General features: G+C 68.3%; 13 protein-coding genes. 8 read left to right on the forward strand and 5 right to left on the reverse strand.

What is annotated here, in order from left to right; genetic code table 11:
• Window positions 1–312 precede the first annotated feature (312 nt).
• The 4 genes from trpE to B4L36_RS13795 form a co-directional block, all read right to left on the reverse strand.
• On the reverse strand, window positions 313–1821 hold the full coding sequence (gene trpE, locus B4L36_RS13780; RefSeq protein WP_292958300.1) for an anthranilate synthase component I: 1509 nt from the start codon (window positions 1819–1821) through the stop codon (window positions 313–315).
• Entirely contained in the window at window positions 1821–3785 is a 1965-nt protein-coding gene (locus tag B4L36_RS13785) for a SurA N-terminal domain-containing protein (protein WP_292958302.1), read from the reverse strand. The genes trpE and B4L36_RS13785 overlap by 1 nt, the downstream gene beginning before the upstream one ends.
• 67 nt (window positions 3786–3852) lie before the next feature.
• Window positions 3853–5028: an aminotransferase gene (locus B4L36_RS13790; protein ID WP_292958304.1), complete on the reverse strand. Its 1176-nt coding sequence runs from the start codon at window positions 5026–5028 to the stop codon at window positions 3853–3855.
• A 1-nt stretch (window position 5029) separates the two neighbouring features.
• Window positions 5030–6019 carry a hypothetical protein gene (locus B4L36_RS13795; protein WP_292958306.1) on the reverse strand — a complete coding sequence of 330 codons (990 nt, stop codon included), beginning with the start codon at window positions 6017–6019 and terminating at the stop codon, window positions 5030–5032.
• 114 nt (window positions 6020–6133) lie between these two features.
• Between B4L36_RS13795 and B4L36_RS13800 the strand changes: the two genes are divergently transcribed.
• From B4L36_RS13800 to lexA, 7 genes are all read left to right on the forward strand, one after another.
• Window positions 6134–6721: an anthranilate synthase component II gene (locus B4L36_RS13800; protein WP_292958308.1), complete on the forward strand. Its 588-nt coding sequence runs from the start codon at window positions 6134–6136 to the stop codon at window positions 6719–6721.
• Window positions 6718–7743, forward strand: coding sequence for an anthranilate phosphoribosyltransferase (trpD, locus tag B4L36_RS13805; RefSeq protein WP_292958310.1), 1026 nt, complete (start codon window positions 6718–6720; stop codon window positions 7741–7743). Before B4L36_RS13800 ends, trpD begins: the two co-directional genes overlap by 4 nt.
• Complete coding sequence (locus B4L36_RS13810) at window positions 7740–8411, forward strand: uracil-DNA glycosylase (RefSeq protein ID WP_292958312.1); 672 nt, start codon at window positions 7740–7742, stop codon at window positions 8409–8411. The genes trpD and B4L36_RS13810 overlap by 4 nt, the downstream gene beginning before the upstream one ends.
• A gap of 9 nt (window positions 8412–8420) precedes the next feature.
• A complete protein-coding gene (trpC, locus tag B4L36_RS13815) occupies window positions 8421–9224 on the forward strand; it encodes an indole-3-glycerol phosphate synthase TrpC (RefSeq protein ID WP_292958314.1) in 804 nt (267 codons plus the stop codon).
• Complete coding sequence (moaC, locus tag B4L36_RS13820; RefSeq protein WP_292958316.1) at window positions 9221–9694, forward strand: cyclic pyranopterin monophosphate synthase MoaC; 474 nt, start codon at window positions 9221–9223, stop codon at window positions 9692–9694. The genes trpC and moaC overlap by 4 nt, the downstream gene beginning before the upstream one ends.
• Complete coding sequence (gene glp, locus B4L36_RS13825) at window positions 9691–10869, forward strand: gephyrin-like molybdotransferase Glp (RefSeq protein ID WP_292958318.1); 1179 nt, start codon at window positions 9691–9693, stop codon at window positions 10867–10869. Before moaC ends, glp begins: the two co-directional genes overlap by 4 nt.
• 99 nt (window positions 10870–10968) lie before the next feature.
• Complete coding sequence (gene lexA / locus B4L36_RS13830) at window positions 10969–11682, forward strand: transcriptional repressor LexA (protein WP_292958320.1); 714 nt, start codon at window positions 10969–10971, stop codon at window positions 11680–11682.
• Window positions 11683–11830: 148 nt separating this feature from the next.
• Here the strand turns inward: lexA and hemC are convergent, their stop codons facing one another.
• Window positions 11831–12772 (reverse strand): hydroxymethylbilane synthase, encoded by a 942-nt coding sequence (gene hemC / locus B4L36_RS13835; RefSeq protein WP_292958322.1) that lies wholly within the window; start codon window positions 12770–12772, stop codon window positions 11831–11833.
• 75 nt (window positions 12773–12847) lie between these two features.
• Between hemC and B4L36_RS13840 the strand changes: the two genes are divergently transcribed.
• Window positions 12848–13359: uroporphyrinogen decarboxylase family protein (locus B4L36_RS13840; protein WP_292958324.1), on the forward strand; the 512-nt coding region annotated here is incomplete at its 3' end.

The following is a 13359-nucleotide window of genomic DNA, read 5'->3' on the forward strand; positions in this document are numbered from 1 at the left end:
CCGGCCGATCCGGCAGCGGCTCCGGCCGACCCGGCAGCGGCTCCGGCTGATCCGGCAGCGGCTCCGGCTGATGGTGCTGCGCCGGCAGATGGTGCAGCGGCCCCGGCCGATGGCATGGCGCCGGCAGATGGCGGCATGACGACCGAAGAGAAGCCGGCCAGCAACTAGGGCCTGCGGTTAGGTAATGATTGAAGCGGCCCTTCGGGGCCGTTTTTTTTTGCGATCGCGGTTGCGCCGCAAGCGATCGGTCAGCCATGCGCCAACCGGGGCCGGCCCGGTCATGCAGCACGCGGTTGCGCCGCAAGCGACCCGCTAGCCGTTTCCGCCGCGCACGAACCGCGATGCACTTTCGGCGGCGCGTTGCAGGGCGCGGCTCTTGTTCACGGTTTCCTGGAATTCGGCCTCGGGATCGCTGTCATAGACCACCCCGCCGCCCGCCTGAATGTAAAGCGAGCCGTCCTTGACCACCCCGGTCCGCAAGGCGATGCACATGTCCATCTCGCCATTGCCGGCGAAATAGCCGACCGCACCGGCATAGACGCCGCGCTTTTCGGGCTCCAGTTCGTCGATGATCTGCATCGCGCGGACCTTGGGCGCCCCCGAAACCGTGCCCGCCGGCAGACCCGCCAGCAACGCTGACAAGCCATCCTCGCCTTCGCGCAATTCTCCCACGACATTCGACACGATATGCATGACGTGGCTGTAGCGCTCGATGGTGAATTGCTCGGTGGGACGGACAGTGCCGGTTCTGGCGACACGACCGACATCGTTGCGGCCCAGATCCAGCAGCATCAGATGTTCGGCCAGCTCTTTCTGATCGCCCAGAAGTTCGGCCTCCAGCGCGCGGTCCTCGGCCTCGTTCGCCCCGCGCGGTCGGGTTCCGGCGATGGGTCGTATCGTCACCTCGCCGTCGCGCAGACGCACGAGGATTTCGGGACTGGCGCCCACGATCTGAAATCCGCCCATGTTCAGGAAGAACATGAAGGGCGAGGGATTGGTGCGGCGCAGCGACCGGTACAGCGCGAAGGGCGGCAGAGGGAACGCCATCCGCCAGCGTTGCGAGGGCACGACCTGAAAGATGTCGCCCGCGCGGATGTATTCCCTGGCCTTCTCGACCGCCGCCAGATAATCCGCTTTGGCAAAGTTCGACACCGGCTCGCCGATCTTGGTGTCGTGGCCCAGGGCGCGCGGCTCGGACGGTTGCCGGTCCAGCGAGCGCAGGGCATCCATCACCCGTTCGGCGGCGCGGGCATAGGCGGCGCGGGCATTGTCGCTGCCATCGTGCCAGGCAGGCGCGCACAGCGTCACCTCGCCCTTCACGCCGTCCAGGACCGCGACGACCGAGGGCCGCATCAGCATCGCGTCGGGCAGATCCAGAGGGTCGGGATTGACGTTCGGCAGATCCTCGACCAGCCGGATCATGTCGTATCCGAGATAGCCGAAAAGGCCCGCCGCGACCGGGGGCACATCCTCGGGCATCTCGGCGATCCGGCTTTCCGAGATCAGCGCCCGCAGACTGTCCAGCGCGGGCCGGTCGTCGCGCTGATATTCGTCGGAAAAGCGCGCCTGGCGGTTGATCCGCGCCTGGCCGTCGCGGCAATCCCAGATCAGGTCGGGCTTCATGCCGACGATGGAATACCGTCCGCGGACCTCGCCCCCCGTCACCGATTCGAGCATGAAGGACATCGGCGCGGCCTCGGCCAGTTTCAGCATCAGGCTGACCGGCGTGTCCAGATCGGCGGCCAGCCGGATCGTCACCAATTGATTATGCCCGGATTTCCAGCCCGCCTCGAAGGCGGGAAATTCAGGCGAAAGCTCCATCACTGGACCTGTGCGTTGATGGCATTGATCGCCTGCTGGTTGATCTGAAGACCGCCCTGCCGTTGGGCCGCGCGGGAATAATAGTCGAAGATGTCGTCCTGCAGGGACTGCCCCATCCGCGATGCGATGGCATTCTTCACGCCACGCGCGTCCTCGCTGTCCAGATCGGCCTTCTGCACCGCGTCCAGACGGACCAGAAAAACACGCTCATCGGCATCGACGACCTCGATCTCGCCGGGTTCCTTCAGGGCAAAGGCCTGTGCAACCACCTGCCGGGGCAGGTTGTCGATCCAGCCGTCGCGCGTCAGACCGGTCTGCGAGGTCCATTCCAGCGGTGCCGGATCCTGCGTCGCCGGATCAGCCGCGGCATTGTCCCCGGCAGCATTCGGCGCCGGGCCCGAATTCTGCACCACTCCGCCCGCGCCCTGCAGCGGCTGCGGTTCCGCACCGGGTTCGGCCGCCGCGCTGGCCCTGAGCTTTTCCTCCTCGGCAAGGGCCAGAAGCTGACGCCTGGTTTCGGCAAGGCGCCAATCCTCGGCGACCGCGTCGCGCACCGCCTCGAAGGGCTTCAGCGTCGCGGGCACCACCTCGTCCAGACGCAGCGCGAAAATGCCGCCATCATCCAGCCGTTCGATTTCGGGAAAGTCGCTTTCGCTGACCGCCTCGGCGCGGTCGCGGAATGCCTGATAGCCGTCGATGCCGCCCGGGCCCGGCGTCTCGCCCGCCACCCAGTCGATCTGGCCCAGTTCCATCGGCGTCTGCTGGGCGACCTCTTCCAGCGTCGCGCCACCGGCCAGCATGTCCTCGTAATCGGCCGAATTATCGTCGATCATGCGTTGCGCGCGGTCGATGGCGGCCTCCTGGCGCAGATCGGGCTTGGCCTCATCGAAGGAAATGTTGATCGGGTCGAGGATCGCGTTCATCGAAAAGAGGGCCGGTCCCAGATCGGTCTGGACCGGACCGACCACGCCCGGTCCGTCAAGCGCGAAAACCGCGTCGCCGGCCGCGCCGAGCTGCTGTCTGGTCATCTCGCCCAGATCGATACTATCCATTGTCAGGCCGCGCTGTATCACGAAGGCTTCGAATGGCTGGGTGCCCGCGTCGATCTGATCCTTGGCGGCCTTTGCCTCGGCCTCGGACGGAAAGACCAGCCGGCTGACCAGTCGCCGCTCGGGTTGCTGGAATTCGTCGATGCGCTCGTCATAGACCGCGCGCAGGGCCGCTTCGTCCAGCTTGACCTGATCCGACATCATCTCGGGGGTCAACCAGACATAGGTGATCTTGCGCGCCTCGGGCGCGGTGAAGCGGTCGGCATTGGCCTGGTGCCAGGCCTTCAGCGTCTTTTCGTCGGGTTCCTCGATGGCGGCGGGAAGATCCTCGGCGGTCAACTCGGCCCAGGACAGATCGCGTGCTTCCAGAATCCAGGCGGCGGCGCGATCCACCATGGCCTGGGGCGCGACCACGCCGCCGGCCACGGCGCGCTGAATCATCAGCCTGGCCTCGTCCTTGCGGACCTCGTCCTCGAAGTCGCTTTCGGCCATGCTCTCGCGCCGCAACGCCTGGGAATAGGCGGTGCGATCGAATTTGCCGTTCGGACCCTTGAAGGCCTCCGCGCCGAGGATCGTCTGGCGAACTGCCTCGTCGCCGACGGAAACGCCCATGCGGCGGGCCTGTTCCTCCAGCGCGGCGGCGGTGAAAAGCTGCGCCTGAACCGATTGCTGAAGACCCAGGGATTGCGCCTGTGCCATGGTCAGCGGCTGGCCGGTCTGCTGCTGGATCGCGATCATCTGCCCGCGCAAAGCGCGCGCATATTCCTCGGCCGTGACCTTGGTCTCGCCGACCGAGCCGATCTCGGACGAACCGCCCGAGAAGCTGGTCACCCCGAAGCCGCCCAGGCCCAGCACCATGAGGCCCAGAAGCAACCAGACGATCGTGGATTTACCGTGTGTGCGCAGGTTCTTCATGGCCCGGCCTTCCGTCATGTCGTGTCGCTGCCGGTTCTAGGACGCGCGCGCCCCCGCCACAAGCCTGTCAGCCGCCGAAACCCGCCAGTCTTTCGGCAAGATGGGCGATTCCGTCCGCATCGACATTGGCGAAGGCCAGGCGGAAATGCCGCGCGCCCTCGGCATCGCCGCGGGGCACGAACATCGTGCCGGGAAGCGCCAGCACACCGGCCCCGCGCACCAGCCGGGGGGCCAGGTCGGCGGAACTCTCGGCGAAGGGATGTTCCACCCAGGCGAAATAGGCCCCGGCGCTTTTCAGCCGCCAGCCCGGCAGATCCGACATTGCCGCCACTGCCGCCGCGCGCCGCGCCAGGATCGCATCGCGTTCGCCGGCCAGCCAGTCGCGCAGGTTCTCGATCCCCCACAGGGCACCGATCTGGCCAAGCTGCGAGGTCGAGATGGCCACCGTATCGAGGAATTTCTCGACCTCGCGCAGCCGCGCCGTCGAGGCGATCATCGCGCCGACGCGGTGGCCGGTCAGCCGGTAGGCCTTGGAAAAACTGTAAAGCTGGATCAGCGTCTGGTCCCGCTCTGCGCGGCGCAGCAGGTCATGAGGGGCGCCAGTGCGGCTGTCGAAATCGCGATAGGTCTCGTCAAGCACCAGCGCCAGGCCGCGCCGCTGCGCCAGATCGAAGAAGGCCGCGACCAGATCCGCGGGATATTCCGCACCCGAAGGATTGTTCGGCGTGACCAGCACGATGGCTTTCGTGCGGGGACCGATCAGTTCTGCGGCCTCGGCCGGATCGGGCAACATGTCCTGGCGGCAGGGCAAGGGGCGCGTGATCACGCCCTGCATGTCCAGCCACATCTTGTGATTGAAATACCACGGCGCCGGCAGGATCACCTCGTCCCCCTGCCCGGCCAGCGTGGCCATTGCGGCGCAGAAGGCCTGATTGCAGCCCTGGGTGATCGCCACCTCATCCGGCGCGACCCGGCCGCCATAGGCGCGCGCGAATTCCGACGCCACGGCGGCGCGCAGATCGGCATTGCCCAGGACCGGGCCATAGAGATGCGCCTCGGGGCGGTTCAGCGCGGCCTCGGCGATGGCGCGGCAAAGTCCTTGCGGCGGCGGCTCTACCGGCGCGGCCTGGCTGACATTGATCAGCGGACGGTCTGGCGGGAAGTCCGCATCCTGCAACCAGCGCCGCGCCTCCATCACCGGCGGCGGAAAGGTGCCCGCAAGGGCGGGGTTCAGCGGCATCATGTCAGTCACGCTCCAGGCTGCGCAGATCGGAAAGGTCGGGCGGCAGCGACAGATCCAGCGACGGCTGCGGCATCGACGGCGCCACGGCATCCGATCCGCCTGACACGGCAGGATCGGCGGCATCGGACCGGGATCCGGCCGCCGCAGGATCGACGTTGGCGGGCTGCGGCACGGACTCGGCTGTCGCGGCAGGCGTGACAGCGGCTGCGTCCGGCGCGGTTTCATCGGCTGGCCGGGCGGGCGCAGTTCGCGCGGCATCCCCCTGCGAGGCGGTCGGGCGGGCCGGTGCTTCGTCCTGCGCGCCGGCCCCCGCCATCCTGGGCACCGCTGGCGCGGCGGGCGCCGAAATCGCATCGGGCCGCGTCAGGTCCGGCGCGTCGCCCGCGTCATCCTCGGGGCTGGCAAGAGCGGGGCCCCGGGCCGGTTCGGTCTGTGGCCGGCGGTTGTCGCCGGTCAGGGCGACGGGTGCGGGTTCGGCGGCGGGTGCGGCAACGGCCGGAGCCTCGGATTGCCGCATCCGCGACCCCGGCACGGCCAGCGGCGCGGGCATCTGCGGCGCAAGATCGCCGCCGCGCCCGAATTCCGAACCCACCGGCAGATCCACCGCCCCAGCCGAGGGCGCGCCTTCGGCCTGCGGCCGATCCGGCGCGGGCGTGGCTGACGCCCGTTCGGTCGGTCCGGCATCGTCCGGTGGCGTCGGCGTCCGGGCCTGCCCGGATCCGTCCGCCTCGGATGCGCGGGCCCCGGATTCGCGGGTCTCGGCTTCCCGAGAGACAGGTTCGGCAGAGACGGCATCGGCCGAGGCGGGCCCGTCGCCCGTCGCCTGCGCGGGTTTGGCGGCCCCGTCCTGCGGCACGGAGCCGGCGGTTTCGGGTGGGTTCGTCGCGGGTGGGGCCGTGCCCGGCAATGGCAGCGCCAACGACAGCGCGACCAGACCGGCGGCGCTGACGACGCCACCATGCAGCAAACCTGTCCAGAAACCGCGTGCCATGCGCCCCTTCACGTCCCGGCCGGGCTTGACCCCCCGGCGCGCTTTGGCCCATCTATAACGAACCCGCCCGCAAGGGGGAACCGCCCCCGAACCGCACCAGCCCGAGGCCGCCCGATGATCCTTCTGATCGACAATTACGACAGCTTCACCTGGAACCTCGTGCATTATCTGGGCGAGGCCGGGGCCGAGGTGGCCGTCCACCGCAACGACCGTATCGGCGTGGACGAGGCGCTGTCGATGGATCCTGACGGCATCGTGATCTCGCCCGGTCCCTGCGATCCGGCGCAGGCGGGGATTTGTCTCGACCTGATCCGCGCGGCAGCCGGGCGCCGGATTCCCCTGCTGGGCGTCTGTCTTGGCCATCAGGCCATCGGCGAGGCTTTCGGCGGCAGGATCGTGCGCGCCAATCGCATCCTGCATGGCAAGGTGGACGCCATCGACCATGACGGCAGCGGCGTCTTCGCCGGCCTGCCCTCGCCGCTGAAGGCCACACGCTATCATTCGCTGACCGTCCAGCCCGAAAGCCTGCCCGAATGCCTGCGCGTCACCGCGACCTCGGATGACGGTACGATCATGGGCCTGATCCATGCCGACCTGCCCATCGAGGGTGTCCAGTTCCACCCCGAATCGATCGCCTCGGAACATGGCCATGACATGATCCGCAACTTTCTGACCCGCTGCCGGACGAAAGCCGCCGCATGAGCACCGACATCCGTCCGCTGATCGGCATCGCCGCGACCCGGCCGCTGACCGGAACCGAGGCCGAGACGGCCTTTGCGGCGCTGTTCGACGGCGCCGCGACGCCGGCACAGATCGGCGGTCTGCTGATGGCGCTGCGCGTGCGCGGCGAGACCGTGGACGAAATCGCCGCCGCCGCCCGCGCCATGCGCAAGCGGATGAACCGGGTCCACGCGCCGGCCGGGGCGATGGATATCGTCGGCACCGGAGGCGACGGCAAGGGCACGTTGAACATCTCGACCGCGGCGGCCTTCGTGGTGGCCGGCGCGGGCGTGACGGTGGCCAAGCATGGCAACCGGAACCTGTCCTCGAAATCGGGCGCGGCGGACGCGCTGACGCAGATGGGGATCAACGTGATGGGCGGTCCCGCCGTGGCGCAACAGGCGCTGGATGTTGCGGGCATCTGCTTCATGATGGCGCCCATGCATCACCCGGCCATGCGCCACGTCGGTCCGCCGCGCACCGAACTGGGCACGCGAACGGTGTTCAACCTGCTTGGCCCGCTGACCAATCCCGCCTCGGTCCGCCGGCAGTTGACCGGCGCATTTTCAGCGCAATGGATCCGCCCCATGGCCGAAGTGCTGCGCGATCTGGGTTCGGATGCGGCCTGGCTGGTCCATGGCGGCGACGGCACGGATGAACTGAGCATCGCGGGCGAAAGCCATGTCGCCGCCCTGAAGGATGGCGGCATCACCGAATTCACCATCACGCCCGAAGATGCCGGCCTGCCACGCCACCCATTCGCGGCGATCATCGGCGGCGAGCCGCGCGACAACGCGAAGGCATTCATCGCCCTGCTGGACGGCGCCGAAAGCGCCTATCGCGACGCCGTTCTGCTGAACGCGGCGGCAGCACTGCTGGTGGCGGACAAGGTGGCCGACCTTCGCGAAGGGGCCGCGATGGCGGCCCGATCCATCGACAGCGGCGCGGCCCGAGCAAAGCTGAAACAGCTTGCCGCCGTCACCGGCCCGCCGCCCGAAACGTGATTCCGCCGGCGCCCTGGGCGCATCTGCCCTTCTTTCAGCAGACATGGCCCGGCATCCGCGACCGGCTGGATAGGGCGGATGGCTGGTTGCCCGGCCCCGACCGGCTTTTTGCGGCCCTCGATGCGATTTCGCCGCATCAGGTCCGGGTGGTCATCCTGGGGCAGGATCCCTACCCGACGCCGGGCCATGCCAACGGGCTTGCCTTTTCGGTCGCGCCCGGCATCGCCGTGCCGCGCAGCCTGAAAAACATCTTCGCCGAACTTCGCGACGATCTGGGCGCGGCCCCGGCCACGGGCGATCTGTCGGCCTGGGCCGAACAGGGGGTTCTGTTGCTGAATACCGCGCTGTCGGTGCTGCCCGGCCAGGCCGGCGCCCATGCCGGATGGGGTTGGCAGGCCCTGGCCCGCGACGCCATGGCCGAGGCGCAGAAACACGGCCCCCTCGCCTTCGTGCTCTGGGGCGCCCATGCACAGAGGGCTGCGTCCGGCCTGCCGCGCAAGCAGGATCTGGTCATCGCCACCGCGCATCCTTCACCGCTGTCGGCGCGGCGCGGCTTTTTCGGCAGCCGCCCCTTCGGCCATATCAATCGCTGGCTGGAGAGGCAGGGCCGGACCCCGATCGACTGGGCGAAGCCGCACGCTCTTCCCTCGTCGCCCCGGCAAGGCTAGAAGCAATCCATGGATATTCTCGACACGATCAAGGCCTACAAACTGGACGAGATCGCGGCCGCCAAGGCCGCCCGTCCGCTTGCCGAAATCGAAGACGCCGCCCGCGCCGCGCCGGCACCGCGCGGTTTCGCCGCCGCGCTGACCGCGAGGGCCGCGACCGGCCCCGCCCTGATTGCCGAAATCAAGAAGGCCAGTCCGTCCAAGGGCCTGATCCGCCCCGATTTCGACCCGCCCTCGCTGGCCCGCGCCTATGCCGCGGGGGGCGCCGCCTGCCTGTCGGTCCTGACCGACGCGCCCAGTTTCCAGGGCGCGCCCGATTATCTGGCAGACGCGCACGCGGCCTGCGACCTGCCGGTCTTGCGCAAGGATTTTCTCCACGACACCTATCAGGTCGCCGAGGCTCGTGCCTGGGGCGCCGATTGCATCCTGATCATCATGGCTTCGGTCGATGACGCGCTGGCCGCCGAGCTTGAGGATGCTGCCCGCCATTGGGGCATGGACGCGCTGATCGAGGTCCACGACGCGGCGGAGCTGGACCGCGCGCTGCGGCTGGCATCGCCGCTGATCGGGGTCAACAACCGCAATCTGCGGACCTTCGAGGTGACGCTGGACGTGACCCGCGATCTGGCCCCGCGCATCCCCGCGGGCCGCGATCTGGTTTGCGAAAGCGGCCTTTTCACCTCGTCCGATCTGGCACGGATGATGGCTGTCGGCGCATCGCGTTTCCTGATCGGTGAAAGCCTGATGCGGCAGGACGACGTGGCTGCGGCGACGCGGGCCATCCTCGACACCGCCAAGGCCGCCGCGCCATGAGCCTGACCCATTTCGACAAGGCCGGACAGGCGCATATGGTCGATGTCTCGGGCAAGCCGGACACAGCGCGCGAGGCAGTGGCCGAGGGTTGTGTGATCATGGCGCCCGAAACGCTGGCCCTGGCCCAGGACGGGACCAAGAAGGGCGATGTGATGGGCGTTGCGCGTCTGGCCGGAATCATGGCGGCCAAGCGCACAGCCGACCTGATCCCGTTGTGCCATCCCCTGCCCATCGCCAGGGTCGCACTTGATCTGACGCCGGATCCGGATCTTCCCGGCATCCGCGTCACGGCGACCGTCCGCACAACCGGCCGCACCGGCGTCGAGATGGAGGCCCTGACCGCCGTCACCGTCGCCTGCCTGACGATCTACGACATGCTGAAGGCGGCGCAGAAGGACATGCGGATCGACGCCATCCGCCTGCTGCGCAAGGAAGGCGGCAAGTCCGGTCTCTACGAGGCCCGCCCGTGATCCCCGTCGATGAGGCCCTGTCGCGCGTTCTCGCGCTGGCTCCGGCGCCGCGGCCGGATCTGGTTCCGCTGGAACGCGCCGCGGGCCGCGCGCTGCTGGAGCCGGCGCGCGCGCGTCTGACCCAACCGCCTTTCGATGCCGCCGCAATGGACGGCTATGCGCTGCGCTCGCGCGATCTGGACGGGCCGCTGCGCGTCGTCGGCACCTCTGCCGCGGGCCATCCATGGTCGGGCGAGGCCGTGCCCGGAACCGCCATCCGCATCTTTACCGGCGCACCCGTTCCGCCCGGCTATGATCGCGTCGTGATGCAGGAAAACACCGTCCGCGAGGGCGACAGCCTCAGCGTTGCCACACGCAGCGATGCCACCCATATCCGCCTGCGCGGCGGCGATTTCGCAGAAGGTGATGTGCTGCCATCCGGGCGAAAGCTGACGGCGGCCGATATCGGCTTGCTGGCAGCGATGAATGTTCCGCAGGTGGTCGTCGCAGACCAGCCCCGCGTCGCGATTCTCGCGGGCGGCGACGAACTGGTCCGGCCGGGTCAGATGCCGCAGCCCGGCCAGATCGTCAGTTCCAACGATCTCGCCATCGCCGCGCTGGCCGCCGAGGCAGGCGCCGTGCCGCGGATCCTGCCCATCGCGCGAGACAGCGAGGCCAGCCTGCGCGACAGCCTGGCCTCGGCCGCGGATGCCGATCTGATCGTCACCATCGGCGGCGCCTCGGTCGGAGATCATGATCTGGTCGGCAAGGTCGCGGCCGACCTGGGCATGGACCGCGCCTTCTACAAGATCGCGATGCGGCCCGGAAAACCGCTGATGGCCGGAACAATCAGCCGGTCCGCCATGCTTGGACTACCAGGAAATCCTGTTTCTGCAATTGTTTGCGGAATTTTGTTCATGCAACCTCTGATCCTTCGGATGCAGGGGCTGGATGCGGGACACCGCATCGGACGCGCCCGTCTTGCCCGCGATCTGGCCCCCGAGGGCGATCGCCAGCATTACCTGCGGGCCGGCCTTGAAGACGGGCCTGACCTGCCGCTGATCAATCCGTTCCGCGACCAGGATTCCGCCCGCCTGTCGCTGATGGCGCAGGCTGACGCCCTGCTGGTCAGGCCCGCCGGCGACCCCGCCCGCAGGGCCGGCGACGTGGTCTGCTTTCTGCCGCTTCGCCGCTGAGCCTTAACCGATTTTTCATCACGATGCGCGCAGATTGTTGACGCGATTCGGCCGATCGGCTAGAACATTCGCGGAACACTTCGGGGCAAGGACGGGCCGATGCTGACCAGGAAACAAATCCAGCTGCTGGAATTCATTCAGAAGCGCATGGCGCGCGACGGTGTCCCGCCCTCTTTCGACGAGATGAAGGATGCGCTGGATCTGCGCTCAAAATCCGGCATCCACCGGCTGGTGACGGCGCTTGAGGAACGTGGCTTCATCCGGCGTCTTCCCCATCGTGCCCGCGCGCTGGAAATCCTGCGCCTGCCGGATGCGCTGGCGGGGACGGACGGGGACACCCCGAAAGCTGCGGCCGGATTCTCGCCCCGCGTCATCTCGAATGATCGTCCGGGCCGTCCGCGCGGCGCGATGGACATCGTGGACAGCGCGGCCGTCGCATTGCCGCTGATGGGCCGGATCGCGGCGGGCGTCCCGATCGAGGCGATTTCCGAAATTTCGCACCATGTCTCGGTGCCCGGCACGATGCTGACGGGTCGCGACCATCATTACGCACTGGAGGTCAAGGGCGATTCGATGATCGAGGCGGGGATCAACGACGGCGACGTCGTGGTGATTCGCGAACAGGACAGCGCAGAGAACGGTGACATCATCGTCGCCCTGGTCGAAGGCCATGAGGCGACGCTGAAACGCTATCGCCGGCGCGGCGCGATGATCGCGCTGGAGGCGGCAAACCCTGCCTACGAAACCCGCATCCTGCCCGAGGAAAGTGTCCGCGTGCAGGGCCGCCTCGTCGGCCTGATCCGCAGCTATTGAGGGATCGCGGCGCGGCACCCTTGGCTGATCGCCCGCGAAGGGCCGCATTGCGACCGCTCGCATCGGTCTGGCCTGTCACAAGCTGACTGCCGGGTGGGTTCGTGTCCTCAGGCTGGCTGTCCCGGCCTTGCGGCATGGCCTCTGCCGCTCACAGATGTTCCAGAAAGCCCCGGCCGGCACGCGACAGCAATTCCTCGGCCAGGTCGGCCCCCATCGCCGGGCCGTCGGGAATTTCGCCTTTACGGCTGCCGCTGAACGCCTCGGCGCCGTCCGGGCGCAGGATTTCTCCGCGCAGGGTCAGTCGCGATCCGCTCAGCTCGGCCAGACCTGCGATCGGCGTCTGGCAGGATCCGTCCAGGCGCGCGAGGAAGGCGCGTTCGGCAGCGATGCGCTGACCGGTTTCGACATCATGGATGGCACGCAGGAGTGTCGCGGTCGCGTCATCGCCGGCCCGGCGCTCGACGCCGATGGCGCCCTGCGCCACCGCGGGAAGCATTTCGGCCGGATCGATCGGCCCGCGCGCCACATGCAGCATGTCCAGCCGTCGCAAGCCGGCCATGGCGAGAAAGGTCGCAACCGCCACGCCCTCTTCCAGCTTCCGCAGCCGGGTCTGGACGTTGCCGCGAAACTCGACCAGATGCAGATCGGGTCGCCGATGCGCCAACTGCGCCCGCCGGCGCAGGCTGGAAGAACCGACCACCGCGCCCTGCGGCAGATCCTGGATCGAGGCAACGTGCGGGGACACGAAGGCGTCGCGGACATCCTCGCGTGGCAGCAGGCAATCGATCAGCATTCCCTCGGGCTGAAGCGTCGGCATGTCCTTCATCGAATGGACCGCGATGTCGATCCGGCCCGCAGACAGCGCCTCTTCGATCTCACGCGTGAACAGGCCCTTGCCGCCGATTTCTTTCAGCGGGCGGTCGGTGATCCGGTCGCCGGTGGTCCTGATCACGACGATCTCGAACGCCTCGGCCGGCAGATCGTGGACGGCCATCAGGCGGGCGCGCGTCTCATGCGCCTGCGCCAGCGCCAGGACCGAGCCGCGGGTGCCGATCTTCAGGGGCTGCGAGGGGTCGGGCATCTGTGTCATGCGCCCGCCATAGCGGTCGGACGCGCGCTTGACAACGCCCGCACCCTCGCCTTGAAGGGCCGCAAAGGAGGTCCCATGACCAAGTTGCTGCTGCGCGCGCTGGCCGGTGAGGCGCTGCCCGTCCCGCCGATCTGGATGATGCGTCAGGCCGGGCGCTATCTGCCGGAATATCGCGCGACGCGCGCCCGAGCGGGCGATTTCCTGTCGCTGTGCTACAATCCCGAGCTGGCGGCCGAGGTGACGCTGCAACCGATCCGGCGGTTCGGCTTCGACGCCGCGATCCTCTTCGCCGATATTCTGCTGGTGCCGCAGGCGCTTGGCGCGGATCTGTGGTTTGTCGCCGGCGAGGGGCCGCGCCTCTCGACGATCACCAGCGCGGCGGGCGCGGCAGACCTTCGGCCGGCCGATGCGATCCATGACAGGCTGCATCCCGTCTATGAGACGGTGAAGATCCTGTCGCGCAATCTGCCTGCGCAGACCGCCCTGATCGGTTTTGCCGGCGCGCCCTGGACCGTCGCCACCTACATGATCGCCGGCCGCGGCACGCCCGATCAGGGCCCCGCGCATGATTTCAAGGCGGCGGACCG

The sequence above is a fragment of the Paracoccus sp. UBA889 genome, from assembly GCA_002294185.1.
Taxonomy (GTDB): Bacteria; Pseudomonadota; Alphaproteobacteria; order Rhodobacterales; family Rhodobacteraceae; genus Paracoccus.